This is a genomic window from Dysgonomonas sp. HDW5B (assembly GCF_011299335.1).
GTDB lineage: Bacteria > Bacteroidota > Bacteroidia > Bacteroidales > Dysgonomonadaceae > Dysgonomonas_A.
Genome location: NZ_CP049858.1, coordinates 911,166 through 937,253, shown reverse-complemented (window position 1 = coordinate 937,253; position 26,088 = coordinate 911,166). Strand labels below are relative to the sequence as shown.

General features: G+C 37.0%; 22 protein-coding genes and 1 pseudogene. 8 read left to right on the top strand and 15 right to left on the bottom strand.

Features of this window, described 5'->3' with window-relative positions:
- Positions 1–81 precede the first annotated feature (81 nt).
- Positions 82–675 carry an RNA polymerase sigma factor gene (locus G7051_RS03755; protein ID WP_166111326.1) on the top strand — a complete coding sequence of 198 codons (594 nt, stop codon included), beginning with the start codon at positions 82–84 and terminating at the stop codon, positions 673–675.
- Here G7051_RS03755 and dinB read toward each other — a convergent pair.
- Genes dinB through G7051_RS03740 form a run of 3 tightly spaced genes read right to left on the bottom strand, consistent with a single transcriptional unit; the run spans position 656 to position 2,611 of the window.
- The gene (gene dinB / locus G7051_RS03750) at positions 656–1,756 is read right to left on the bottom strand and encodes a DNA polymerase IV (protein WP_370522985.1); all 1,101 of its coding nucleotides are present in this window, start codon (positions 1,754–1,756) and stop codon (positions 656–658) included. The two genes, G7051_RS03755 and dinB, sit on opposite strands and share 20 nt — an antisense overlap.
- A gap of 50 nt (positions 1,757–1,806) precedes the next feature.
- On the bottom strand, positions 1,807–2,229 hold the full coding sequence (locus G7051_RS03745) for a DUF2752 domain-containing protein (RefSeq protein WP_221412925.1): 423 nt from the start codon (positions 2,227–2,229) through the stop codon (positions 1,807–1,809).
- Between the two features lie 7 nt (positions 2,230–2,236).
- Positions 2,237–2,611 carry a TM2 domain-containing protein gene (locus tag G7051_RS03740; RefSeq protein WP_221412821.1) on the bottom strand — a complete coding sequence of 125 codons (375 nt, stop codon included), beginning with the start codon at positions 2,609–2,611 and terminating at the stop codon, positions 2,237–2,239.
- Positions 2,612–2,839: 228 nt separating this feature from the next.
- Between G7051_RS03740 and G7051_RS03735 the strand changes: the two genes are divergently transcribed.
- The gene (locus G7051_RS03735) at positions 2,840–5,455 is read left to right on the top strand and encodes a valine--tRNA ligase (RefSeq protein ID WP_166198639.1); all 2,616 of its coding nucleotides are present in this window, start codon (positions 2,840–2,842) and stop codon (positions 5,453–5,455) included.
- 51 nt (positions 5,456–5,506) lie between these two features.
- On the opposite strand, the gene G7051_RS03730 is transcribed toward G7051_RS03735, so the two are convergent.
- The 8 genes from G7051_RS03730 to G7051_RS03695 form a co-directional block, all read right to left on the bottom strand.
- Positions 5,507–6,913 (bottom strand): DUF6056 family protein, encoded by a 1,407-nt coding sequence (locus G7051_RS03730; RefSeq protein WP_166198637.1) that lies wholly within the window; start codon positions 6,911–6,913, stop codon positions 5,507–5,509.
- Positions 6,906–7,844, bottom strand: a complete 939-nt coding sequence (locus G7051_RS03725) for a glycosyltransferase family 2 protein (RefSeq protein WP_255493308.1) — start codon at positions 7,842–7,844, stop codon at positions 6,906–6,908. The genes G7051_RS03730 and G7051_RS03725 overlap by 8 nt, the downstream gene beginning before the upstream one ends.
- On the bottom strand, positions 7,841–8,872 hold the full coding sequence (locus G7051_RS03720; protein WP_166198635.1) for a glycosyltransferase: 1,032 nt from the start codon (positions 8,870–8,872) through the stop codon (positions 7,841–7,843). Before G7051_RS03720 ends, G7051_RS03725 begins: the two co-directional genes overlap by 4 nt.
- A 1-nt stretch (position 8,873) precedes the next feature.
- Positions 8,874–9,557, bottom strand: coding sequence for a cytidylyltransferase domain-containing protein (locus G7051_RS03715; protein ID WP_166111308.1), 684 nt, complete (start codon positions 9,555–9,557; stop codon positions 8,874–8,876).
- Positions 9,558–9,561: 4 nt separating this feature from the next.
- On the bottom strand, positions 9,562–11,121 hold the full coding sequence (locus G7051_RS03710) for an aldolase catalytic domain-containing protein (protein WP_166198633.1): 1,560 nt from the start codon (positions 11,119–11,121) through the stop codon (positions 9,562–9,564).
- Entirely contained in the window at positions 11,118–12,368 is a 1,251-nt protein-coding gene (locus tag G7051_RS03705) for a hypothetical protein (RefSeq protein ID WP_166198632.1), read from the bottom strand. The genes G7051_RS03710 and G7051_RS03705 overlap by 4 nt, the downstream gene beginning before the upstream one ends.
- Before the next feature lie 139 nt (positions 12,369–12,507).
- Entirely contained in the window at positions 12,508–13,770 is a 1,263-nt protein-coding gene (locus G7051_RS03700; protein ID WP_166198630.1) for a metallophosphoesterase, read from the bottom strand.
- Between the two features lie 7 nt (positions 13,771–13,777).
- Positions 13,778–14,017, bottom strand: a complete 240-nt coding sequence (locus G7051_RS03695) for a hypothetical protein (RefSeq protein WP_166111296.1) — start codon at positions 14,015–14,017, stop codon at positions 13,778–13,780.
- 195 nt (positions 14,018–14,212) lie between these two features.
- Here G7051_RS03695 and G7051_RS03690 point away from each other — a divergent pair, with 195 nt between their 5' ends.
- Positions 14,213–15,763, top strand: a complete 1,551-nt coding sequence (locus G7051_RS03690) for a glycoside hydrolase family 10 protein (RefSeq protein ID WP_166198628.1) — start codon at positions 14,213–14,215, stop codon at positions 15,761–15,763.
- Between the two features lie 78 nt (positions 15,764–15,841).
- Positions 15,842–16,966: pseudogene (locus G7051_RS03685) on the top strand (class I SAM-dependent RNA methyltransferase); the annotation flags it as partial.
- Positions 16,967–17,058: 92 nt separating this feature from the next.
- Here the strand turns inward: G7051_RS03685 and G7051_RS03680 are convergent.
- Together G7051_RS03680 and G7051_RS03675 are read right to left on the bottom strand one after the other, a co-directional pair.
- Positions 17,059–17,964 (bottom strand): sugar phosphate nucleotidyltransferase, encoded by a 906-nt coding sequence (locus G7051_RS03680; RefSeq protein ID WP_166111290.1) that lies wholly within the window; start codon positions 17,962–17,964, stop codon positions 17,059–17,061.
- Positions 17,965–18,027: 63 nt separating this feature from the next.
- Positions 18,028–20,151 (bottom strand): Tex family protein, encoded by a 2,124-nt coding sequence (locus G7051_RS03675; protein WP_166198627.1) that lies wholly within the window; start codon positions 20,149–20,151, stop codon positions 18,028–18,030.
- 935 nt (positions 20,152–21,086) lie between these two features.
- Between G7051_RS03675 and fldA the strand changes: the two genes are divergently transcribed.
- Both fldA and G7051_RS03665 read left to right on the top strand, forming a co-directional pair.
- Positions 21,087–21,587 (top strand): flavodoxin FldA, encoded by a 501-nt coding sequence (fldA, locus tag G7051_RS03670; RefSeq protein ID WP_166198625.1) that lies wholly within the window; start codon positions 21,087–21,089, stop codon positions 21,585–21,587.
- Between the two features lie 47 nt (positions 21,588–21,634).
- Positions 21,635–21,976: a DUF2023 family protein gene (locus tag G7051_RS03665; protein WP_166198624.1), complete on the top strand. Its 342-nt coding sequence runs from the start codon at positions 21,635–21,637 to the stop codon at positions 21,974–21,976.
- A gap of 176 nt (positions 21,977–22,152) precedes the next feature.
- On the opposite strand, the gene G7051_RS03660 is transcribed toward G7051_RS03665, so the two are convergent.
- Complete coding sequence (locus G7051_RS03660) at positions 22,153–22,863, bottom strand: hypothetical protein (protein ID WP_166198622.1); 711 nt, start codon at positions 22,861–22,863, stop codon at positions 22,153–22,155.
- Positions 22,864–23,181: 318 nt separating this feature from the next.
- Between G7051_RS03660 and G7051_RS03655 the strand changes: the two genes are divergently transcribed.
- Complete coding sequence (locus G7051_RS03655) at positions 23,182–24,234, top strand: CDP-glycerol glycerophosphotransferase family protein (RefSeq protein ID WP_221412924.1); 1,053 nt, start codon at positions 23,182–23,184, stop codon at positions 24,232–24,234.
- 10 nt (positions 24,235–24,244) lie between these two features.
- Positions 24,245–24,811: a hypothetical protein gene (locus tag G7051_RS03650; RefSeq protein WP_166198619.1), complete on the top strand. Its 567-nt coding sequence runs from the start codon at positions 24,245–24,247 to the stop codon at positions 24,809–24,811.
- 90 nt (positions 24,812–24,901) lie between these two features.
- On the opposite strand, the gene G7051_RS03645 is transcribed toward G7051_RS03650, so the two are convergent.
- On the bottom strand, positions 24,902–26,029 hold the full coding sequence (locus G7051_RS03645; protein ID WP_166198618.1) for a TlpA disulfide reductase family protein: 1,128 nt from the start codon (positions 26,027–26,029) through the stop codon (positions 24,902–24,904).
- Between the last annotated feature and the right edge of the window lie 59 nt (positions 26,030–26,088).

Sequence of the window (26,088 nt, the reverse complement as noted above, 5' to 3'; positions counted from 1 at the left end):
TATTAATTTGTATTTAGTTATAAACCAAAATTACAAAGCCTATCGAAAAATCATTACTCATAGTAACTTAGACATATAGTAATGGATGTATTAAAGGACATGACTGATGAAGAATTAGTTATTTCTTATTCGATTGGTAATAATCTAGCTTTTGATGAACTTCTTCTTCGTCATCAAAAGAATGTATATAATTACATATATTTTATAATAAGAAATAGAGAAATGGCGGAGGATGTTTTCCAGGAAACGTTCATTAAAGCTATTACAACTATAAAGCAAGGTCGGTATACCGAAAATGGTAAGTTCAGAGCGTGGATAATGCGTATCGCTCATAACCTGGTGATAGATTATTTCAGACAGGAAAGAAGCGAGAATACAGTTTCTAATGATGAAACTGAGATTGATTTACTGAATAATGCAAACCTATGCGATAATACGATTGAGGACAGGCTTATTTATAGTCAGATCTTGGAAGATGTGAAAAAGCTGATACACTACTTACCTCCGAGTCAGCGTGAAGTCCTCGAAATGAGATATTACCAAGAACTAAGCTTTAAAGAAATATCGGAACAAACCGGAATAAGTATTAATACAGCTTTGGGTAGAATGCGTTATGCCATATTGAATATTCGTAAAATGGCAGAAGAACACGGGATTATTCTTTCTGTTGGTTAAGATCATCCCAATCCTTAAAATCTAAAGACAATTGTATCGCATCGTGCCAAATGACGTTATCTACATTTTTTATACTTAAACCCAATAAGCGTACTTTGGCTGAAAGATCTATATCTTTCATTAATTCAAATCCTGTATTGTATAATGTGCTATAGTCGGTAACTGCTGCTATTAGAGTTTTACTTCGTGTAATTATTCTAAAGTCAGCATATTTGGCTTTTAGGGTAATTGTACGTCCGAGGAATCCGCTTCTCTCAATTCTATTGATTACATCTTGGGCTATTTCATCCAGTTCTATGGCAAGTTCATCCAGCGATTCGATGTCGTTACTGAACGTGTTTTCCGCTCCTACCGACTTTCGTTCTCTGTTTGGTTCTACCTTGCGGTCATCTATAGCTCGTGCATTCATATAGTACATGTGACCTGCTTTTCCAAAATTGGCAACTAATTCGGCTTCGCTTCTCGATTTTAATTCTAAGCCGTCTTTTATCCCTAGTTGATGCATCTTTTGAGCAGTTACTTTACCTACTCCGTAGAAACGTTCGATTGGCAAGCTTTCAACAAAAGCTTCGGCATCTTTGGGTCTGATCACAAATAATGCATTGGGCTTTTTGTAGTCGGATGCTATTTTGGCTAGAAACTTATTATATGAAACCCCAGCAGAGGCGTTTAGAGAGGTAGTTTCATAGATCTTCTTTTTGATCTCTTTAGCTATTTGAGTGGCATAAGGAATATTTTTATGGTTCTCGGTTACATCCAGAAAAGCTTCATCCAGTGATAGGGGCTCAACCAGATCGGTATACTCCAAGAATATATCCATGATCTGATTCGAAACAGATTTGTAGACATCGAAGCGGGCGGGAACGAAGATCAAGTGAGGACACTTTCTTAAAGCTGTTTTAGAAGGCATGGCAGATTTTACTCCATACTTCCTTGCCTCATAGCTGGCAGCGGCAACCACACCTCTGTCACCGGCATACCCTACAGCAAGTGGCTTGCCTTGATATTCCTCATTGTCTCTTTGCTCAATAGAAGCATAAAAGGCATCCATATCTATGTGAATGATTTTCCTCACATACAAATTTAGTGAAATAGAGCGTGTCTTTTAGTTAAAGAACAAGGGAAAGTTGCTTATATTTTATGTGCAATATTTAAGATCCAAGTAATGAGAAGGACTGCAAAAAGAGGAATCTTATATTTTAACTTTAAAGGGCGTCTGATTGTTTTGAAGAAAGTTTCCCTACCTCTTATCAGATCATAAAAGAGCCAGCATAGAGAGATTATAATTGCCATACTGAGGGGAATGCACAGAATGTTATAATAAAGAGATTGTGAGATATTACCCGATAATAATGCGAGAGTTGCCCGTCCCATACCACATCCGGGGCAGGGAATACTTGTCAGCAACTTAAAGGGGCACGATGTTATATGTTCATGATGCAGATTATAGTCCATGAACAATAACGCCAAGTATCCTCCCATAATAGCAAGGATCGCTATGATTGTATTGAAAGGGTATTGGCGTGATTTTATTACCGGAGAATGAAATGTCAAGGTTATATTACTTGATTCTATTTACAGTTTGAACTAATAGATTATAATTATATTCCTTAGTTCTATCTTGAATGATAAACCAGTCTATAATCATCCAAATATAAAAACCTCCGCAGGTAAGTAATTTGAGTACTCCTAATCCTGTATCGTTAAGTATAAATCTGTCGATGCCTAAGAGACCTCCCAAAAGAGATATAATCAGCATCATTGTAGGATCTTTAAAATCTTGAGACAGCAAAGCTTGGAACTGAGCATCAGTAAGATTTGGTAGCTCAGCTATAATCTGATTCAATTGATAAGGAGAGAATTTTTTGCCGTTAGTAGCTAAAAACAAATTTACTCTGGCTTGATCAATAGATGCTTTAGGTTCTGAATATTCCATATGTGTTCTTTATTATATTGTAAGAATCAAATATAGAATAAAAAATCACACAAAACAAAAAACATAAAAGGTGTGTGCCATCAAAGTAAAACTATAAATCTCATGTTGTAGCTAAAAGTGATAACTATTGATCGTTATTATACTTGTCAAAGCAATAAAAAGGTCTGAGACCTTATTTATGTACAAACATTTTTCGTATTTTCGCAGTTCGAAAAATATTTTTAAGTTATGGAAATTGCAAGTAAGTATAATCCTGCGGAAGTAGAGGATAAGTGGTATGAGTATTGGATGAAGAACAATCTTTTTCATTCAGAACCAGACAGTCGCGAGCCGTTTACTGTCGTCATTCCTCCTCCTAATGTCACAGGTGTCCTTCATATGGGGCATATGTTGAACAATTCGATTCAGGATATACTAGTCCGTCGTGCACGTATGATGGGCAAAAATGCTTGTTGGGTTCCGGGTACCGACCATGCATCCATTGCAACAGAGGCTAAGGTTGTAGGCCGACTGGCTTCACAGGGAATCAGTAAGAAAGACCTTACACGTGACGAGTTCTTGAAACATGCTTGGGAGTGGACTGATGAACATGGCGGAATTATTCTTCAGCAATTGCGTAAACTGGGAGCTTCGTGCGACTGGGATCGTACATGTTTTACATTAGACGAGAAACGTTCCGAAAGCGTATTCAAGGTATTTGTTGATCTTTACAACAAAGGTCTTATCTATCGAGGAGTTCGTATGGTTAACTGGGATCCTACGGCCAAAACAGCTTTGTCTGATGAAGAAGTTATACACAAAGAAGAAAACAGTAAATTATATTATTTAAAATATAAAGTTGAAGGCGAAGATGGATTTGCAGTTGTGGCAACCACTCGCCCCGAAACTATCTTTGGTGACGTTGCTGTTTGTATCAATCCGAATGATGAGAAAACAGCACATCTGAAAGGTAAGAGAGTAATTGTACCTATTGTAAATCGTGTTGTGCCGATTATTGAAGATGATTACGTAGATATGGAATTTGGAACAGGTTTCCTTAAAGTGACTCCGGCTCATGATGTGAATGATTATATGTTGGGTGAAAAGCACAATCTGGAAGCTCTTGATATTTTCAATGACGATGGATCTCTCAATGCGCACGGACTTCAATACGAAGGTATGGACAGATTCGATGTTCGTAAGAAAATCGAAAAAGATTTGTTGGAAGCCGGACTGTTGGAAAAAGCCGAAGCCTATACCAATAAAGTAGGCTACTCGGAGCGTACCAATGTACCTATCGAGCCTAAACTGTCTATGCAGTGGTTCTTGAAGATTGATGGTCTAGCAAAACCCGCTTTGGATGCAGTTGAAAACGATACTATAAAATTCTATCCGGCACGATATAAGAATACATATCGCCATTGGATGGAAAATATTAAAGATTGGTGTATCAGCCGTCAACTTTGGTGGGGACATCGTATTCCTGCCTATTACTTGCCCGAAGGCGGTTATGTAATTGCAGAGACTCCCGAATTGGCCTTGATCGAAGCTCAAAAGAAGAATCCAAATCTGAAAATAGAGGACCTTCGTCAGGATGAAGATTGTCTTGATACTTGGTTTTCATCGTGGTTGTGGCCTATATCGGTATTTGATGGAATAAATCAACCAGATAATAAGGATATAGAGTATTACTACCCTACAAGTGATCTGGTTACAGGTCCGGATATTATTTTCTTCTGGGTGGCTCGTATGATTATGTCAGGGTACGAATATCGTCAGAAACCATGTTTCCAGAATGTATATTTTACAGGTATTGTTCGTGATAAGCAAGGACGTAAAATGTCGAAGCAGTTGGGTAACTCACCCGATCCTCTTGAGCTGATTGCCAAATATGGTGCTGATGGGGTACGTATGGGATTATTGCTTACAGCACCTGCCGGAAACGATATTCCTTTTGATGAAGCTCTTTGCGAGCAAGGTCGCAACTTTAATAGTAAGATATGGAATGCCTTCCGTCTAGTAAAAGGGTGGGAGGTAGATAGCTCTATAGAACAACCCGAATCGGCAGCTATTGCAGTGAAATGGTTTGATAATGTATTGTCTAAAACAATTACCGAAATAGATGATTTATTCTCAAAATATCGTTTGTCAGAAGCATTGATGCTTGTTTACAAACTATTCTGGGATGAATTTTCTTCTTGGTATTTAGAGATGATTAAACCTGCTTACCAAAAGCCGATTGATGCTAAAACATATCAGGAGACACTTAGCTTCTTTGACTCTTTGCTAAGAATGCTACATCCTTATATGCCATTTATAACCGAAGAATTGTGGCAGGCTCTTTCTGAAAGAAAAGAAGGGGAAAGTATTATGGTTGCTCTTATGCCAACTGCTAAGAATGTCGATACCGATCTTTTGAATGCATTTGAAAAGGTAAAGGAAACTATTTCGGGTATCCGTACTATCCGATTACAAAAGAATATACCGAATAAAGATTCTTTAGAATTGGAGATTATCGGAGAGCATAATGATGCTTATAATCCTGTAATTGCTAAGATGGGTAATATTACAGAGATCAGAGCCGTAAATGAGAAAAATCCTCAAGCAATGTCATTTCTGGTTGGTACAACAGAATTTGCTGTGCCTATGGGTAATAATATTGATGTTGAGGCTGAGCTTGCTAAACTCGAGGCTGATTTGGTATATCAACAAGGTTTCTTAAATTCAGTTATGAAGAAACTGGGAAATGAGAAGTTTGTAGCCAATGCAAAAGCCGATGTGGTAGATGCTGAACGCAAAAAGCAAGCAGATGCGGAAAGTAAAATCAAGACAATAGAAGAAACTATTCAGAGTCTTAAAAAGTAAAATTTTATATTTATTATATGAAAAAAGCTCTATCATTTGATAGAGCTTTTCTTATTTTACAACTACAGAGTTGATCTCATAATATGCTGAAAACATTCTGTTATGCCAGTCATTCGGATCATAAGAAAGCTCGAAGTAGTGAAAGAAACGTCCTTCGGGAAATATTCGGTCATTAAACACGAAGTCCTTGATGCCTTCTTTCTTTCCTTTTTCTATGACACTTGCTCTTGCTTGTAGTATTTTTTCTGCATTCTTAAGTTCTTGATATCCTCTGTAATAATCGGCAATAAAGAATAATAATCCGAAAACGATGGTTGTATAAATTACCTGCTTAACTAAAGCTTTCGAAAAATCAAGATTAGCATACAAAATACATATTGCGACAAAGAATAGGGTAATAATGCCGAAAGCTGCCCTTCCCGGAAATATTGGGGATGCTGACATGGCTAATGTAGCTACAATTGCTCCCAGAACGAAAACTGCGGATATAAATAGAATGGGTTTATCGGTTTTCTTACCAAAAGAACGATAAAAGCACAATGTAAGTACAAATATAAATGTAGGTACTAATACAAAGTAATAATATCCGGCAATTGCAGCAGTAAACCGACCTATAAAAATGACTATAAATGATTCGTTAATATGTTCTTGCGACAAAACATTATTCATGCGGGCGTAATTTCCCGGAGCAGCAATCATTATCACGCACCCAATAACAGCACCTGTAAGTCCTGTAATTGCCCATAAGGGAATCTGTTTATATTTTACTTTGTAATATATCACAAAGGTGGTCAGCATTACTATAAGAGCAACTGCCATATTCTCGTTTGTCCAACCGGCAATAATACCCGCAGGAAAGAACAAGGCAGCTTTTAGATAACTATTACTACTGTTGGGAGATAATGCTTGCTTAGTATATGGTACTAGAAAGCACAAAATAATAAGTGTCCCCCACAGATAATTGGCACTTCCCGTAATCCACAGTATGGTAGACCCAAAAGCCGGTTGAAAGAACCAGATAAGTAAGTTAATTGCTAAAAGCAACGATGGTCTTACCTTATTCGATTGGTTAGTCATATAATAGATCACCAGTGTGAAGGCTATGTATGCCAGGCTATTGATGAAATCGCCAATAGATATTCCTGCCAAAAGGAGGCTTTGTGCTATTATATGCACTACCGTACGTCCTCCCCATGTAAAATAATGCTCGTATTGAGTATGTAAAATATCAGAGAAGCTTTTTACTTTAGTCTGACCGTCAGGTAAGAGGCAATAGTTCCAATCGTCCCCGAATATTGGGTGTAAAATATTGAGTATATATATAAGAATAAAGGATGAGACAATAATCAGTCCGAAGCATACTCTTTTGACAAGAGGCTTACCGAAGAAAGAGTCAGCCTTATGAAGCGTACTACATAAGGATTCCTTATAATTATATATTTTATCAGCTTTAAGCATCCTGTTCTGTTTCTTTCGCTATGTATATCGGACGTTTTTTTGTTTCCAAGTAAGTTTTTGACAGGTATTGTCCCAATATTCCCAAACACAACAACTGTATACCTCCGATGAAGAATATAGCACAGATCAAAGACGGATAACCGGGAACGGGATCGCCCCACAGCAATGTCTTGGTAATAATCATGCAAATCCACACAAGGGAGATAAGGAAAAATACAAACCCAAAAATAGAAGCAATAGCCAAGGGGCGGGTCGAGAAAGCAATAATACCTTCAAGTGAATAAAAGAACAATCCCCAGAACGACCATTTGGTTTGTCCGGCTACACGTTCTACATTTTCATATGCAATCCATTTGGTATCGAAACCCACCCATCCGAAAATACCTTTCGAGAAGCGGTTATATTCTCCCAATTTTAGAATAGAATTAACCATTGGACGTGTCATCAACCTAAAGTCTCTTGCTCCGTCTACAATTTCGGTATCCGATATTTTATTGATGAGCTGATAAAATTTCTTTGCAAAGAACGAACGGAGAACAGGCTCTCCTTTACGGTCTTCGCGACGTGTAGCTACACAATCATACTCTTTTTCCTGAAGAGTTTGGTACATCTCGATAAGTAAGTGAGGAGGGTCTTGAAGGTCGGCATCCAACATGGCAACATAGTCACCTGTTGCAGCTTCTAGTCCTGCATAAATAGCAGCTTCTTTTCCGAAATTACGAGAGAAAGAGACGTATCTTACTCTATTGTCTTTTTTTCTGAGAGCTTTAATAACCTCAAGTGTTTTGTCTTTTGATCCGTCATTAACAAAAATGAACTCAAAATCTTGTCCACTCATTTGTTGAGCTACCCTCGTAAGTTCTTCATACAAGTACGGAAGAGCTTGCTCTTCGTTGTAGCACGGGACGATTGCTGATATTTTATCCATCATAGAACCTTGTTTTTGTATAAAATTAAGGAGTTGAAAAGGTTTAGTAATAAAATAAGACGGTATTTAATCATCCCTATTATTAAATCTCCTTTTAGTCCTGATTTTTCTCTTTGTATATATTTTATAGACAATCTGGTATTCGGATTGTTTATTATTTTCTTAATATTTTTATATCGTTGCCAAAAACTATTGTTGTTATTGGTGAAATATTCGTTGTTAATAGATGTTACAGCCCTTAGTACATAATCATTTTTGATACGTTTATCAGCCTCTGTAATAAATGACTCGGATTTTGTACGGGTATATTCTTCCTTTAGGTCATCCAAGAATATTAATTCCTGCTTCCATCGGATAGGATCATATCTATTGGATAACGACTCGTCATTTACCTGATAGTGATAAAGAATATCATCTACAAAGAACATCTTGTTGGCATGAAGCATAGTTGTTATAGTGAACAATCGATCTTCGCACCTTCTCAACTCCTTATTGAAGCGGATGTGATCCTTCTCAATCAAATCCCTTTTGAATAGATGAACCCAAAGAACACCAAGTATAAACATACCTCCGAATTTTTCTGAACCAATCATCGGAAGGACTACTTCTTGTTCGAAACGATCACCGGAGTATTCGCCTTTGAAAGGGAGCCAATTTAATATCTCGCCTTTTCTTTTGGCATTAAATCTCAGTATATCTATATCATTACCCAGATAGGGAATGAGCGTTTCGTATGTATTGAGTTCAATATAGTCATCGGGATCAACAAAGCTTATATAATCGCCTGTTGCTGCATCGAGTCCTGCATTACGAGCAGACGATACACCAGAGTTCACTTGATGTATAACTTTAATCCGATTATCGTTTTGAGCATAATTATCACAAATATCTCCCGAAGAATCCGTTGAACCATCATTAACAAGGATAATTTCTAAAGAGCTGTATGTCTGACTCACAACAGAATCAAGACAACGTCCCAGAAATTGTTCCATGTTATAGATGGGGATTATTATGGAGATAGTAGGAGTCATATTAAGGCATTAATTTGTTATAAATGGCTTCGGCTATAAAGAAATCTTCTTCCCAATCGATGTCAAAAGAATCTATATCGTTATTCTCAAATAGAAACGGTTTTTGACCAATCCTGTCTTGCAAATTTCTGTAAATATCTATATCTGCTAAGAATATTCCACTATTGATTTCGTAAAGAGGTTCAATAGTCTGGGTTCTTGGCCATTTTTCGTTGTTTCGGTCATAATTAACAGCCCCCTCTTTATTCCATATGAAAGTTCGAAGGGCGGTAACTGACATAAGTGAATCATTTTCACCTTTTGACAGAGCATCTTTGTAAACATTGATTGCTTCTTCATATATTTTACCATCAATAAAAGGAGACGTTACATGAGTCCATAAAACTGCTCCTTCACTGATAATAGTAGGTACATATTTTACCAAATCATCGGTAGATGTGCTTGACGTCGCCAGATGTTCGGGACGTCTGTCTATTTTTATTTTATCGCTTGATAATGTTTCTGCCAGTTGAATTACTTCTTCGTCATTAGTCGATAGAACTATAGTATCAATTGCATTACAAGCAATCAATTGTTGTAATTTAATTTTTAAGAGCCCTCCCTCAATTCCGGCAAAAGTGCGGGTGTTTTTATGTGGAACTCTCTCGCTACCTGCTCTGCATGGCAGAAAAACTGATATTTTCATTCAATTAGTCAATTAACAATCTATATACTGATAAATTTTTCACCCCTTGATATTTGGTTGCTGTTATGGTGGCTATTTCTATATCGGGTCTCGTCTTCACTATTTGTGAAAGAAGGTATTCGTTTTCAGATGTAAGTATTCGTTCATTCTCATTTATCAAACCGTCGTATCCATCATAGCCTGCGATATAAATATCTTTAGCAGCGAGTTCTATGGCTGTTTGCAATGCTAAAGCCGTATGTGAATCCTTATAAAGAGTAGAGAAAGTCACTTCTTTCAACTCAAAACTTTTGTCAACTAATTGTTGAGGAATGTAAGTTCCCATCTTACGTGGATAAGAGGGCAGAACACACGAGATTTTATTAAGATCGAAGTTCGCAAATACTTTCTCTAAACGGTGTCCCTCGTTTCCTACCAGACAGAAAAACTGAGGAATATCTATATCATTATAATAACCTGCATTTTTACTGCTGGCATGTATAATACAAACCTTTTTATCAGCTTGTTTTTTTATCAGTTGTTTAATTGCTGTTGCACAAGTTGCACCGCTAGGACCTCCACCAACTATAAGAGCAATATCGAAATGTGACTTTTCGGCATTGAAGATAGGTAGTTTCAGATTATCACCCTTTTTATCCTTCATATTGTGCAGAGCTTGCAAAATACTATTGATAGAGTAAAATCGGCGAGTTACCCAATCCATTACATCTTTTTGAGGAAGCGAATTGAACCCCGATACCATATAGGGCAGATTGGTTCCCCAACCGTATTTTTCTTTCAAACGTTCAAAATCTGCAACTGTTGTGCTTAGGCTGTTGAAATCTAGTGCTACACCTTCTTTTGAAGATAGGTAGGACAGCAGGAGTTCAGTTTTCATATTACCTGCGCCCCGTCCCATTCCCGTAATGGTCGTATCTATAATTTCACAACCCGCTTTTATGGCAGCCAATGTATTGGCAAAAGCCAATTCAGTATTGTTATGTCCGTGAAATCCTATTTTGCATTGAAGCACCGTTCTAAGATGTCGGGTAATGGTTTCGACTTCTTCGGGAAATATACCTCCGTAAGAATCAACCATAGAGAAACTGTCCACTTTACCATTTAGGTTGGCTACTTCGGTCATGAAATCGGGATATTCGGTCATCCATTTAGAAACATACATGACATTGAAGCCCATTTCGAAGCCCATCGCTTTGATGCGTGCTGCGGTTTCTCCTGCACGTTTTATGTTGGCAGGGTCAACAGCCATCCGTATGATGTCTAATTTCCCCTTGCAGGAAGATAGCAGTTGTTCCAGATCGTCGGGTCTAACTTCTTTTTCATTCAGCATAATACCTATCTTTTTAGTAGGCATTTGCTGACGTGCATATTCTAATATATAGTCAGGACAGTAGTTATACTCCCCCTTGTAACCATCGTGAACTAAAGATCTGTATCCGATTTCAATGTATGAAACAGGTAGTTTTTCCATTGCCTGAAAATAATTGAGAGTCAGGTTTCCGTCAAAATCCCAATTTGTATAATATCCCCCGTCTCTAAGGGTACAATCTACTATATCTATCATGTCAATTCCGGATTAAATACATACTTAATAATATCTTTCATTTCCTGTCTTACTTCCGTTTCGGGTTTCTCGCTAAACTCTTTTAGTTTGGATTCAAATTCCGATAAGTTTACAAATTTATCATCCATACCGATAAACTCTTCGTTCTCAGATTCAGACCATCGTAACGAAATTTTGCCCAATGCTAACGACTCGTAATAAGCAGTTGTATTAACAGCAATGGTAAAGTTGACCATGTCAGATCGCAAAACCTCCTGTACGGAATGTTCCCTCCCAAGGAAAATCATATTGTCGGAAATGCTGGCAAATGATTTATGTTCCACATCCATCAAAAAGGGATGCTTCTTTATATAGAACAATATTTTGTTGTTATGTTTCTTATTAAACTCTTTTAATAGCAAAAGTAACTTTTCATTGGAGGGTATGTAGATAGCACGACCCAATAAAACGAGGCATTTGGTGAAAGATTGGTCTACGTGCTCAATCGTTAAATCCTTGTATTTCGGATTCCCCATTAATATCAGTCTCGATTGGTCTATTCCTTTTGAAGTCAGATAATCGACTGTCGATTGTCCCCAACACAAAAGCTTGTCGGCAATCATATTGTCGAAGTTGATGTAGTCAAAAGGTATAATCAGTTTGAAATCGCAGAAAATACCGTGCTGCATAGAGATGGTTTCTATTCCCCTGTTTTTGAAATAAAGGGTAAGCAAGCTTTCCTCTTTATACGCTGCATTAAAACAAATATATCTTTTTATGTTTTCGGGGAATGAGGCTTTTTCGAGTGCATATATTTGGTTAAACAGTTTCGTAATCAAGCCAACCAGAAACAGTTTGGTCATAAAAGACTCCTCGATCGATCGAGTGAAAATGAGCTTAGTTGCCTTAAGTAGATGTTTGATGTAAGAGAAACTCAGAAATGAAACTTTCTTATTAGGCAGCCCCGAAAGTTTAACAATTGATGAATCGGGATAAATAGCTTTTACCGAATTAGCCAGATCTTTATAGTCGTCCCTGTCGATAAGAAACGATATTACTGAATTGGATTTACTCTCAAGTACTTTACTAAGATCGGTAATCTGAGTTCCGATATAAAATTCTTTGAAGACATCCCGAGCCGAAAGGGCATCGTCACTAAACAGGAATGTAAAATAACCCGGAACCAAATACTTAACATTATACCCTTTGTAGGTGTAATTTAACTTTTCGAGTAAAGATTTGTACCGATTATAATACCTTTTATCCATGTAAATAGTGAATGTTTTTATAGCAATAAGCGTTAAACTTTACTTATTGATTAGCAAAGTTAATCAATTCACATTATAGAACGATATATCTTGAACAATTTTAGTAATCAGCAGATTATTTGTGCTTACTGCAATGTCCTTAGAATGTTATTTTTACATTATTATCAGCAGGGTAAAAATCCAGTTCAATATTGTCTATCGGTACAGGAACAGACGAGTCGAGTTCCTGAGACAATTGTTTCATTGTTTTTTTTAACTCTTCGTCCACTATCTCATCTCCGGCTAGATGCATGACAAATATCCTGCCGATCATGTCAGTCATTAGCGATAATGTTGAATCAGGTAACTTCATCCCCATAGATTTAAGCTTATTCATAGCTATATATCGCCCGCGTTCTTGCATAATTGCTTTATTGTCTTCCGCCAGATTGGTATTATTAGGTATTGCAGTTACATTTTTCGTGGAAATCGTCATTCCTTTTCTGTCCAATTCAACAAAGCGGTAAGGAAACGGATAAGCACAAAGTGAACCGGTTTCTATATCGTAGATTTTATTGCCTCGTGGCGATCTGTATTCGGTGATATCATTAGCATGGAAGTGTCCCGTAAAAATGGCTTTCATGCCTGAGTCTGCAAAAAGGGGAGCAAGCCTCTGCCAGTCATTAATGACGTAATCTTTGAAAAACGTTGCCTGAAACATAATGTGCTCTACCAAGCCATGGTGCATCATGCCTATTACCTGAATGTCATTTTGTTCGGCTTCGTTCATTACACCCATAATCCATTGCTCGGTTTCTCTGGATATTTGCCCCGAAGAAATGGTTGATGTAGTATATTCTTTATAGCGACAACCATCGATAGCCAATAACCAGGTTTTGTCATTCAGTTGGGCTACATAGCTTAGTGATGCAGTATCTCGTTTAAGTGCTCTGTTATAGCCGCAGTCTGCATATATGTGCCTAAACTGCATGGGAGTTACATTTTCTGTCGGATATGTTTTATCTCCTTCATATTTCAGCGGATGAGGTACATTCACATCGTGATTTCCGGGTATTACAAATACCTTTATCCCTTTGTCAATGAGTGGTTGCAGCTTTTTTACAAAATCGATGTGACTCTGTCTTTCACCGTCTTTGGTCATATCCCCCGGAATAAGCAATACCTCTATGTCGCTATTGAGATAATCGGCTAATACCTGGTCTAAAATCTGGGGTACATCCGATATGGCTTTTCCGCTTGTATTTACTGCATTTTGAATAGCTGAACCTCTATCCATCAATTGTTCCGATAGATAATGGGGATCGCTCATTACTCCGATTTTGATTTTTTCGGATTCCTGTGCACAAGACGTAAAACTCCATCCGAAGAAGAGTACTATGTATAGGATTATATTGTATCTCATTCTTTTGTCAGTAAGTGATATATGTATTTTGTAGCATTTCAGAACTTCGTTGCTTCGTTTTTTCATAGATCAGGTATCCGCAAATACTCAGTACTATAGAGAGGATGAGCATATATGCACCTCTTTCTATTAGTTTTCTTCTACGCTGATATATACCAAAGGCAAGTACTATAACTCCTATAACAGATAGGGCGATTAAAATATATCGGGCAATGATTATTATCTCGGAAATTTGTTCAGGCATCATAATCTATGAAATTGTAATGTTCGAATTTTACAAAAGTAAGAAAAGTGATATAATATATATCGTAAAAATTATAAATTAGCCTTATAATGAAGGTTAAGATTTAGATTATCTTTTGTTTACTGCTCAAAAGCTTTAGTCTTCGCATTAATTATTCTATTTTTGCAAAACAAAATTAAAAATCATCAATAATAAGTAATGAAAAGGTATTTCAGATATCAATATCTATTGACTATTTTGCTAATGGGGCTTATTCTGTCTTCTTGTGGAAGTAAGAAGCCTCAGCTTAGTTATACAGATCTTCAATATCCTAAAAGAGAATTTAGAGGAGCATGGATTCAAACTGCTTGGCAGGGACAGTATAAGACGATGAACAGTGCCCAGATGAAGGCCTATTTTAGTAATATGCTCGATAAATTTCAGTCAGCAGGTATCAATGCTGTCATTTTTCAGGTTCGTCCGCAGGCAGATGCGTTTTATTATTCAGAACTTGAACCTTGGAGCAGTTTCCTGACAGGAACTCAGGGTAAGCCGATGGCCGACGGATTTGATCCGCTAACTTTTCTCGTTGACGAATGCCATAAACGCAATATGGAACTACACGCATGGTTAAATCCTTATCGTGTATCACTTTCCGAAAATCAGGTCTTAACTAAGAATCATATTTATTATCAATATCCCGATCGTTTTGTGAAATACGGAACTCAGATTTTCTTCGATCCGGGTATACCTGCCAATAGAGAGTTTATTTGTAAGGTGGTAAAAGATATTGTAAAACGCTATAATGTGGATGCAATACATATGGATGATTATTTTTATCCATATCCTATTGCCGGAAAACCGTTTCCCGATGATAGAAGTTTTGCAACCTATGGCGCAGCTCAGGGATTCGATCAGGCACATCGTGACGACTGGCGTCGTAATAACGTGAATTCTCTGATTAAAGAGATTAAAGAGACCATTATAGTAACTAAGCCTTGGGTACGTTTCGGTATAAGCCCGTTCGGTATATATCGTAACAAAAGAAGTACTCCTAATGGTACGGGAAGTAATACGACCGGATTGCAGAACTACGATGATTTATATGCCGATGTAAAGTTGTGGGTTAAGAATGGTTGGATAGATTATAATATGCCTCAAATCTATTGGGAGATAGGACATAAAGCAGCCGATTACTCAACTCTTATCGAATGGTGGGCAAACAATAATTTCGAGCAACCCTTGTATATCGGTCAAGATATAAAAAGGACTATGGATGCTGTGATGCCTTCGGGAGATAATCAATTATCAGAAAAGATGAGACTCTCGAGAAGTTACAAAACGGTAAACGGTAACTGCTTCTGGTATGGTCAGAATCTGATGGATAATTACCGAGGTATTACCGATAACCTGAAATCGAACTATCATAAATACCCATCGCTTATTCCCGCTTATACACATATGTATAAAGGAAGTCCCAAGAAGGTGAAAAATGTAAAAGAAAAGTACACCGAAGCTGCTCACCTTTTGGTTTGGGATAGGGATGGAGAACAAGGAGATCCTCTTGCAGCCACTTATTTTGTTGTTTATCGATTTGCTCAAGGGCAAAAAGAGAATTTAGAAGATGCTCGTAATATTGTAGGTATCACTCGCGATACAAAATATTCTCTTCCTTACGAAGGAGGCAAAACGAAATATAAATATGTTGTGACAGCAGTAGATGCTTTTCATAACGAGTCGAAAGGTGTTGCTAAGAAATTGGCTTTGTAATAAAGAGGTCTGTGACCTTAAATAATTGAAGTTACTTAAAAATAGAAATAGAATTAGATGAGTAGGAATACTTTTGAGATGGTTGCTAAAACAATGTCGGGGCTCGAAGAAGTCTTGGCCGAAGAATTAACCGCTTTAGGAGCTGATAATCTTCAGATCGGGCGGCGAATGGTTTCGTTTACAGGCGATCAGATGTTAATGTACAAGGCAAATATACATTGTCGTACAGCTTTGCGAATATTGAAGCCTTTGTTCAAGTTCAAAGCAAAAGATGCCGACGAGGTATATGAAGAAATAAAGAAATTTAAATGGGATGAGTATATGTCCGAGAAAAACACCTTCGTAATAGATGAAGTGGTTTACTCGTCGTTGTTTACACATTCTAAATTTGTGGCTTATCGCTCGAAGGATGCGATTGCTGATTATTTTCTGGCAAAAACAGGTAAACGCCCATCGGTAAGTATTACCAATCCCGATATATTTGTTAATGTACATATCTCGGAAAATCAATGTACAGTATCATTGGACAGCTCTGGAGAATCGTTACACAAAAGAGGATACCGTATAGCTCAAACCGAAGCTCCCTTGAATGAAGTGCTGGCTGCAGGAATGATTTTAAAGACAGGATGGAGAGGCGAATGTGATTTTGTTGATCCCATGTGTGGATCAGGAACTTTACTTATCGAAGCTGCCATGATTGCCATGAATATTCCTCCCGGTATATATCGTCCCGGTTTTGCTTTCGAAAAATGGCCTGATTTTAATCAAGACCTTTTCGATACAATTTATCAGGATGATAGCAACGAGAGAGAATTTAAACATAAAATCTACGGCTCGGACATTTTGAAAAGTGCGATTGCTATTTCAACCGAAAATGTGAAAAGTGCAGGAGTAGCCAAATACATAGAGCTTAAGGCGATGCCTTTTCAGCAATATAAAGAAGCTCCTTCCGAAAAAGGGATTCTGATAACCAATCCTCCTTATGGAGAGCGTATCAAATCGAATGACCTGTTCGGGATGTATGAAATGATCGGGGAGCGATTGAAGCACGTATTTACCGGATATACCGCATGGATATTGAGTTATCGCAAAGACTGCTTCGATAAAATAGGACTAAGACCCTCCAAAAAGATTCCACTGATAAATGGTTCTTTGGAATGTGAATTTCGCAGGTACGATCTGTTCGCAGGTAAAAAATACGATAAGAGAAATAGAGAAGAACAACAAGATTAACAAGATCAACAATAAAAAAAAGAGAGGTGAAAACCTCTCTTTTCTTTTTATATAAATATCTCTTATTTCCAAAGTGGAGTAGGGTATTCACCGCTATCAGCTAACGCCTGAAGTTTGTCTACAACAGATTGACGATCTTCGGCATATGTTACACCAAACCATTTCGAAGTAGTATCTAATACTTTTACATCAGCAGTTTTGTTCTTGATCAAATGATCTACCATAAGCGGTATGAAGTATTCGGATTTCAGGTTATCCTGATTCTTCTTCAAGAAGTCCACAAAGAAGTCTTCCGAATATTGGAAGTACTCAGGAGTAAATCCCCACATATTCATAGATACAGGAGTATTTTCTTCCAGTACATGCCATTCGTTTTCACCCTCTTTATATTGGATTTTACCGTCTTTACGCTCAATGTGAGTACGTTCGGTAACAGTAGTCAAGAAACCTTTGTCATCACTTTCACAAACGCCGCGTGCAACTGATCCGCTTTCCGAAAGTGTATTGCATAAACGATATCCTACCATGCAGTAATGATTTTTGCTTCCTTCGAGATTTGTAAGGAATTTGGCAAGAGTTTCAAAACCATCACGACCGTAAAAATCATCGGCATTGATTACAGCAAAAGGCTCTTTAATAACATCTTTACCCATCAACACTGCGTGATTAGTACCCCAAGGTTTAACACGCTCAGGGCTAACAGTGAAGCCTTCAGGAAGATTGTCGAGTTCTTGAAATACGATTTCAACGGGAATATGTTTGTTGTATTTAGATGCAACTTTGTCTACGAACTCTTTTTCGAAAGATTTACGGATAACAAATACCAGTTTGCCGAATCCGCTTTTTACCGCGTCATAGATCGAATAATCCATGATTGTTTCGCCACTTGGACCCAATCCGTCCAATTGTTTAAGACCACCGTAACGGCTGCCCATACCGGCAGCAAGCACAAATAATGTAGGTTTCATTCTGATGTATTTTATATTGTAATATTATAAGGTTTATAACGTCAAAGTTAAGTTTTTATTTCTTTATTGAAGTCCTTTCATCGATAAAGCTACTCGTTTTCTATCTGCATCAACCGAGATTACTTTCACCTGAACGTATTGGTGCAGCGATACAATCTCTGTAGGATCAGAAACAAATCGATCAGCCAATTCAGAAATGTGTACTAATCCATTCTCCTTAATGCCGACATCTACAAAGCAGCCGAAATTAGTAACATTAGTTACAATACCGGGTAAAATCATTCCTTCTCTTAAATCAGCAATGGATTTAATTGTCGGGTCAAACTCAAACGCCTGAATACTTTTTCGGGGATCACGTCCGGGTTTGTCGAGTTCCTCTATAATATCGTTCAGAGTAGGTAGTCCTACTTTGTCATTCACGTATTTATTCAGATTGAGGTTCTTTTTCAGTTCTTTATTTTCGATCAGCTCTTTTACACTACAACCTAAATCTTTAGCCATCGCTTCCACAACAACATAACTTTCGGGGTGTACAGCCGAATTATCGAGAGGATTTTCACCATCCGCAATGCGTAAGAATCCGGCACATTGCTCAAAAGCTTTTTCACCCATTCGGGGAACCTTCAATAATTGTCTCCGTGTTTTGAATGCACCGTTTTCGGCTCTGTAATTTACAATATTTTGGGCTAGGGTAGGACCTAATCCCGATATATAAGTAAGCAAATGCTTACTTGCCGTATTTACATTTACCCCGACCATATTTACGCAGCTTTCGACAGTTAGGTCAAGCGATTTTTTTAATTTCGATTGGTCTACATCGTGTTGATATTGACCAACACCAATTGATTTTGGATCTATTTTCACCAATTCAGCTAAAGGATCCATCAAACGGCGACCGATGGAAATAGCTCCACGCACCGTTACATCGTATTCGGGAAATTCTTCCCTTGCAATTTTTGATGCAGAATAGATAGATGCTCCATTTTCACTAACAACAAATACTTGCACTTCTTTCTCGTATCGGGTATTTGTAATGAAATGTTCCGTTTCACGACTGGCGGTTCCATTCCCTATGGCAATAGCATCTATTTTGTAGGTAGATACCATTTTAGAAATCTTACCGGCTGCTTTAGACGATTCGTTTTGAGGTGGGTGAGGATATATGGTTTCGTTATGAAGTAAATTTCCCTGTGCATCCAGACAAACGACTTTACAGCCCGTTCTATATCCGGGATCTATACCCAATACACGCTTTTGCCCCAGAGGAGCTGCAAGAAGTAATTGTCTTAGGTTTTCAACAAATACACGTATTGCTTCTTCGTCGGCAATGTCTTTTGACATGGTTGCAAACTCAGTTTCTATCGATGGCTTCAATAATCGCTTGTAAGCATCTTTTACTGCCAATTCTACATATTCCGATGCTTCGGTTACACCCTTTACAAATTTACGGTTGAGGCGCTCCAAAGCATCTTCTTCTATGGGAGCAATATTGATACGTAAAAAGCCTTCGGCTTCGCCACGTCTCATGGCAAGAATGCGGTGAGAAGAGCAACGACTCAATCGTTCTTCCATATCGAAATAATCTCTGTATTTATCACCTTCGGCTTCTTTTCCTTTAACTACCTTAGAGGTGATAAATGCCTCCCTCTGAAAAAGATTACGGATGGTGTTACGAGCAGCTTCGTCTTCACTTACCCATTCTGCAATTATATCGCAAGCTCCATTGATGGCTTCTTTGGTATCTTGTACATCACCTTTTACAAAAGCAAGAGCTTTCGACTCTACATCAAATTTTTGTTGTAGCATCAAGGCTTGAGCTAATCCCTCCAACCCTTTCTTACGGGCTATTTCAGCACGAGTTTGTCGTTTGGGTTTGTAGGGAAGGTAAATATCTTCGAGTTCAGTTGAATTCCAGCAGTTTTCTATTCTCGATTTCAGTTCGGGTGTTAGTTTTTCCTGTTCTTCAATTGTTTTTAAGATAGTTTCTTTCCGTTTGGTGAGTTCGATCAGTTTATCGTATTGTTCTTTGATGTTGGCAATCTGAACCTCGTCTAAACCTCCGGTAGCTTCCTTTCGGTAACGGCTGATAAACGGAATAGTAGCTCCATCGTTCAGTAAGGCTATCGTTTTTTCTATTTGGCTCTCTCTAATATTCAGAGCCGATGATATTAGCTTGTTAATGGTCATATCGAATTTACATATTTGAAGTGACAAAAGAATTACAAAAGATGACAAAAATGCCTTACAAATTACTTAAATTGATGCAATTTTTGTATTTTCTTAAAGGTTTGATATTTAGTGAATAGCGAAAAAAAACATTACAAAAGTGACAACTTTTTTCGGCTTTTTCTTATGTCACTTTTTCGGTTGTTTCAACAAAAGAATTACCAGTTGGTTTGATTGTCTTGGTGGCTTTAAATTCAGTCATAATACTTTCTTTTATAGATAAATTAGCCTTAAGAATTTATATTCTAATCGTAGTTGAGTATAATTGTTCTGTTTTACTAACGCACCCTTTGGGTTTGTTTTTCATTTTGCCTTGATGTAAAACGAAACAAAAGATCAAGACTGAACCTCTTTGCCCGACCCGCTACGGACTCGAAAGCTAAAACAAAAGAAAAACATTTAACGATAATATCCTTTTGTTTCTTAACGCTTTTTTCACCCTGCGGGTACCCCGTGCAACCGGCAAGGTCAGGAAGCCTGACGGACAAAAGCCATTTGCGTGCGTCAGCCCCAGTGCATCAGAGGCAAAGCCGTTGGCTGACAAGCGAAGTAGGCGTAAAACTAAACGTGCCGACAGGCAATAAGTTTAGTTTAGCCTACAAGCTAAAGTCAGCCAGGCGAGCTACGCAGCACAAAGCCTTTTTGATTCCTTTTGCGGATTTGGGCAAAAGGAATACAAGTAATCTCTGATTGCGCGTAGAAAAAGGCAATTTAATTAAACATTTAAACAAAACAAAGTAATTATTGATTGGTATAACTCATATCATATAACTACTTATAATGAGTAAATTATCAAAATATCCCTATTTCAAGGTATTGTGTATACCTTAAAACCCTGCTTTCTTTGTATTATTCAAAATCAATACAATTAATTCTAAATACAAAAGAATAAAGACATGGCAAAGATAGGCATATACTATGGTTCTACAACCGGTAACACTCAAGATTTAGCAGAACGTTTAGCAAAAGCATTGGATGTAGCATCAGCAGATGTATATGATGTAGCATCGGCTTCGGCAGACTTTAGTGCTTATGATGTGGTTCTGTTCGGAACATCAACAATGGGGATGGGAGACTTTCAGGACGATTGGGAATCTTATATCGACGATGTCAAAAATGCAGATCTTAACGGTAAGAAAGTCGCTTTATTCGGTTGTGGAGACTCTTCTTCATACAGCGATACTTTTGGTGATGCTTTAGGGAAAATTTACGAAGTAATAAAAAATAAAGGCTGTGAGATAATAGGTAGAGTATCTATCGAAGGATACACATTCGACAGCTCGGAAGCAATCGTTGACGGACAATTTATCGGATTACTTATCGATGAGGATAATGAATCGAATCTCACAGATCAACGTGTTGCTTTGTGGTTAGAAGATTTAAGAAAAGTAATTTAAAAGGTTTACGACTTTAATATAAGTTTCTTACATTAGAATTCTCCATTATGCTAGTTTTCAATCATCATATTTACGAATTCAAAAAAGGAGTCAGAGACATGGTACTCTGTACACTTTCCGGGAAACTGGAGGAAAAGGTAAAAGCTAAGCTCGAAAGAAATGAGATTAGTTATATGATACAAAAATTGAAAAACGGGAATATTAATGTCTTTTTTTGCAAGAAAGAGTGTCTGGTTGTAGTGGACAAGCTATGTAAAGATAAATCTTTAGACCAACTATCGGCAGAGGAAGATTTTATGATCGGTACTTTGCTGGGGTATAGTGTAAGTGAGCAATGCAGACGTTATTGCAAAAGAAAAAAAGAAACAAACGTCATATTCAGTTTATAGTGAATCATTTCTATTGATAGTTTTTTAGTTGATCATTAAATGCCCTAAGCTGTGATAGCTTGGGGCATTATATTTTTATAAGTAACAGTAAATATTTAATGTCGTATTTTAAAGCTGTAACCGCCAATCGCTGTTATACTCGGATGGACAATAAATAGGTCTGAGGCTTTAGTTTCTTATATAGGTAAGAAGTTTTCTCCAAGAGTCGATTCATTCATCGAAGCATATGAATAATGTTTGGGTAAGAACCACGAAACATATCCCATAATTCCGTTAAATTGTTCTCTATCTTTAAACTTATCGGGAGTAAGATTGAAGACCAGTTGCTGAGAAAACTCTTCTCCCTTAGGTCGGTTTAATAAAGCTATTTTAGCATCATTGATTTGAAGACTCTCAAAAAACAGGCGTAGAATCCTTCTGGTATGCTCAGGTATAATATATTCTGAAGGTTGTCCTACCAATACCTTTTCTTCGCTTTCTAGAACTTCATCGGCTTTCTGCATATCCCAGTTGTTGGATTGTGTGTAAAATTCATTTCTGAGGTGAAAATTCACAATATCTCCATAAGAAAATACCCAGTCAGGATTTCCTTTTTCCGGATTTATAACAACACCTAATCCCTGCTCTAAAAGAAAATCATGAATCATATTATTGATTACATAGCATTGAAAAGGTTTATTCGGTTCAGGTGTATTTAGTACAAAATAAGGAAAGCCATCAGGACCGCTGATTACCTGAGGGTCGCTGCATACAAAACTGGCATTGGCGACATTTGCCAGAAATGTTTCTCTCCATACCTCGTCTCGTAATTCTCCCTTTACTTTAAATAATTCTGTCAAAATTTCAGTTTTTTTCAAATCACCGTAGTAAGGCTCTTTTTCTGTCATAAAAGTGTTCGTATATATGTATAATGAAGGTCGTAGACCTTGTTTGAATTTCGGAGATCAGATATATGATAAGTAACTTTAATTATTTATTGTTATGTTTTATATGATAACTGATTGTTGTTTTAAGTAAAAGAAAATATTTAATGACTCATTTTAAAAGCATAACAACCTGTCGCTGTTTTGCTTGCCAAAGCAATAAATTTAATACTTATCCAATCAATAAAAAGTACTGATACCTTAGCTCATGAGACTATTCTCATATTTTCAGCTAAAAGTATATCTTTGTTGTATAATATGAAAGCTTAAGAGCCACATTTGATGAAAAAATATTTGCTTTTTGTTTCTCATTCTTATGCCTATTCTATTCTTCGCCCTATTCAAGAAGAAATATGGAGAAGAGGCGATGATGTAGCATGGTATATTGAAGACTCATCCCCTCTGTTCCTTAGAGAGAATGAAAAACAGCTGAAGACAATAAAAGATGTGATGGATTATAATCCTTATGCAATTTTTGCACCGGGTAATTATATTTATGATTTCTTTCCCGGAATAAAAGTTGAAGTTTTTCACGGGTTATATTATAAGCGAACCGATTATGGAGATCATTATAAAATTCGAGGCTTCTTTGATATTTATTGCACTACAAGTGGCTTGTTTACACCCACTTTCAAAGAGTTGGAAGCTAAACATCGTTTCTTCAAGGTATACGAAACGGGTTGGAGTAAATTCGACAGTTATACAATACCTAAATCGGATGATGTAGACAATGCGGTAAATATTATATATGCTCCGACTTTTACTAAGAAATTAAATTCAACGGAGGATCTTTATCCCCAGATAGTCTCTCTTATCCAGCAAAAGAATTGGAATTGGTTTTTTTCCTTTCATCCTAAAATGGATAAAGAGACAAGCGATAAATACAGAGGTTTAGCTGAAACATATAGCAATGTAACTTTTTGTGATACAGAAGACAAACTGCCTTTGTATCAGAAAGCAGATGTTATGCTAAGTGATACATCGTCTGTTATCTACGAATTTTTATGGTTCTACAAACCTGTTGTTACATATAAGAATACATTTCCGGCTAATCATCTTCTGGATATTGATAATCCTGACATATTAGGTGAGACCATTGAGAAAGCACTTCAGCATCCTGCTGATTTAATGGAGAATATCAAGCAATTTATGGATCAGGTTCATCCATTTCGAGATGGAAAAGCATCAGTGAGGATACTTGATGCTGTGGATGATTTTGCAGCAAACTATAAGGGCAAAATAAAAAAGAAGCCATTGAATCTTTTCAGAAAACTAAAATTAAGAAAAAAAGCAGGTTATTTTCCGTTCGGATCACGTTACAAAGCAATAAATTAAAGCTATTACAATGAAAAGGAAAAATACAATATTTGCAGCAGTTTTCTCTTTGTTTATCATCCTGTTGATATCATGTAAGAATAATAATGTTTATGATGAAATGCCCACAGGTAAAGAGCTTACCGTAGCGTATGAAAAACTTCTAAAACAAAATAAGCTGGTAAAAGATTCTTCAGCATCTTTCTTTGATATTGGAGCTAGTTTTGTAATATATCCCGATAATAAAGTAGAACAGAATCAGGCATCGGTATATATAATCGTATCTCAACCAAGTAAAGGTGTGTATAAATACCTCTATAATATGACCACCGATAAATTTGATTCTTATCAACTGAATTCTGCGGACTCTTTAGGAGTGTTGTTTTCTCATCAGATATTTCCTTCATTCGATCAGTTGGATGCAGTAAGAGATAGTCTGTTGAGGAGGGGAGAAATCAATAACCCTCAGATTTCGAATCTTCGTTTTTATATTAATTCAGTATCAAGTAGACCTGAGGTCGAGGTTATAATGGAAGACGTTGATAATCCGGATAACTCACAAATTTATATTTCGGATATAAATAACAATAAGCTCTGAGGACTTATAAAAAAAAGAAACATAGAGGAAAGAAAAAGCCCTACAGAAAATCATTCTGTAGGGCCTTTGTATTTAGAATCTGATTCCTTGTTACTTTAATAACTCCGCTAGTTTTTCAGATAACTGATCACCTCTAAGATCTTTGGCTATTATTTTGCCTTCTTTATCTAAAAGTACTGTGTGAGGAATACTGTTAACAGCATAAGCTGCACCAAGTTCGGTTTTCCATCCTTTCAAATCCGATATTTGAGGCCATGTAATATTAAGATCTTTGATCCCTTTCTCCCATGCTGCCTTATCATCGTCTAAAGACACACCTACAATTTCGAAACCTTTATTCTTATATTTCTTATACGCTTCTACTACCAGAGGCATTTCCTTACGACAAGGAGGACACCATGATGCCCAGAAATCAACAAGTACATACTTCCCTTTTCCTGCATAATCAGACAATGATACTTCTTTGCCCTCAGGAGTAGTTCCTTTTATATCTACAAATTGTTTTCCGATTTCAGTTCCTTCAAGAGCTTCCAATCGTTTCTCCAATTTTAAAATTCGAGGATTCGTTTTAGTCTTGGGATCAAGAGCCGGCAATAATTCCTTTAATTGATCAGCATCAAAAGAAACACCTCTGTCTATAAGTACATATACTCCAAGAGGATTTGTGATATTGGCTTTAGTAAAGTCAAACACTTCTTTTTTCATTCCATTATACAAGGAGTCGTATTTATCATCTAATTGTTTCTCGTATTCAGGCGTAAGAGTTCCTGCATTTTCAGCATCTTTGCTTAGTTTAGATAATGCACGAAGATCATCCGATATTTTATTTCTCTTATTAGAGAATTCCTGATATTTATCGTTCAGAGCAGTCCCCTTAACTGTAGCCACAAATGCTGTATCAAAAGAAACATCAATGTTTCCGCTTTCAATTGCAATCAGTACAGGTTTAGATAAACCTTCTGCCGAGATAAAGCGAAGCATAGGACTGTCTTCTGCCAAACCTTTAAATACAAAAGTTCCGTTTTGTACTGTTGCAGTATCAACAGACACAAATTCTCCTGTATTTTCATCTATTGCCTGTAAATATACCAACAGGCTGTCGGATCCACCACCTGATAAGTTACCTGTAAGAGTATACTCCTTAGGTGTGGGTTTTCCTGTGCATGCAGCCATCAATATAACAATGGTTGCAACGAGTAGAGACGAAATCTTTTTCATTAATATTACGTGATTAATAAATTAAGTAACTAAAAGTAATTAATTATATATTGTATGAA

What these genes read in the sequence shown, in the direction of transcription:
- G7051_RS03755 (WP_166111326.1), top strand. Translation starts at nt 82, where the DNA reads ATGGATGTATTAAAGGACATGACTGATGAAGAATTAGTTATTTCTTAT.
- G7051_RS03650 (WP_166198619.1), top strand. Translation starts at nt 24,245, where the DNA reads ATGAAAAGGAAAAATACAATATTTGCAGCAGTTTTCTCTTTGTTTATC.
- G7051_RS03725 (WP_255493308.1), bottom strand. Translation starts at nt 7,844, where the DNA reads ATGATGGATAAAATATCAGCAATCGTCCCGTGCTACAACGAAGAGCAA.
- G7051_RS03680 (WP_166111290.1), bottom strand. Translation starts at nt 17,964, where the DNA reads ATGAAACCTACATTATTTGTGCTTGCTGCCGGTATGGGCAGCCGTTAC.
- G7051_RS03675 (WP_166198627.1), bottom strand. Translation starts at nt 20,151, where the DNA reads ATGACCATTAACAAGCTAATATCATCGGCTCTGAATATTAGAGAGAGC.
- G7051_RS03720 (WP_166198635.1), bottom strand. Translation starts at nt 8,872, where the DNA reads ATGACTCCTACTATCTCCATAATAATCCCCATCTATAACATGGAACAA.
- G7051_RS03690 (WP_166198628.1), top strand. Translation starts at nt 14,213, where the DNA reads ATGAAAAGGTATTTCAGATATCAATATCTATTGACTATTTTGCTAATG.
- G7051_RS03660 (WP_166198622.1), bottom strand. Translation starts at nt 22,863, where the DNA reads ATGACAGAAAAAGAGCCTTACTACGGTGATTTGAAAAAAACTGAAATT.
- G7051_RS03740 (WP_221412821.1), bottom strand. Translation starts at nt 2,611, where the DNA reads ATGGAATATTCAGAACCTAAAGCATCTATTGATCAAGCCAGAGTAAAT.
- fldA (WP_166198625.1), top strand. Translation starts at nt 21,087, where the DNA reads ATGGCAAAGATAGGCATATACTATGGTTCTACAACCGGTAACACTCAA.
- G7051_RS03695 (WP_166111296.1), bottom strand. Translation starts at nt 14,017, where the DNA reads ATGATGCCTGAACAAATTTCCGAGATAATAATCATTGCCCGATATATT.
- G7051_RS03700 (WP_166198630.1), bottom strand. Translation starts at nt 13,770, where the DNA reads ATGAGATACAATATAATCCTATACATAGTACTCTTCTTCGGATGGAGT.
- G7051_RS03730 (WP_166198637.1), bottom strand. Translation starts at nt 6,913, where the DNA reads ATGCTTAAAGCTGATAAAATATATAATTATAAGGAATCCTTATGTAGT.
- G7051_RS03735 (WP_166198639.1), top strand. Translation starts at nt 2,840, where the DNA reads ATGGAAATTGCAAGTAAGTATAATCCTGCGGAAGTAGAGGATAAGTGG.
- G7051_RS03710 (WP_166198633.1), bottom strand. Translation starts at nt 11,121, where the DNA reads ATGATAGATATAGTAGATTGTACCCTTAGAGACGGGGGATATTATACA.
- G7051_RS03645 (WP_166198618.1), bottom strand. Translation starts at nt 26,029, where the DNA reads ATGAAAAAGATTTCGTCTCTACTCGTTGCAACCATTGTTATATTGATG.
- G7051_RS03705 (WP_166198632.1), bottom strand. Translation starts at nt 12,368, where the DNA reads ATGGATAAAAGGTATTATAATCGGTACAAATCTTTACTCGAAAAGTTA.
- G7051_RS03655 (WP_221412924.1), top strand. Translation starts at nt 23,182, where the DNA reads ATGAAAAAATATTTGCTTTTTGTTTCTCATTCTTATGCCTATTCTATT.
- G7051_RS03665 (WP_166198624.1), top strand. Translation starts at nt 21,635, where the DNA reads ATGCTAGTTTTCAATCATCATATTTACGAATTCAAAAAAGGAGTCAGA.
- G7051_RS03715 (WP_166111308.1), bottom strand. Translation starts at nt 9,557, where the DNA reads ATGAAAATATCAGTTTTTCTGCCATGCAGAGCAGGTAGCGAGAGAGTT.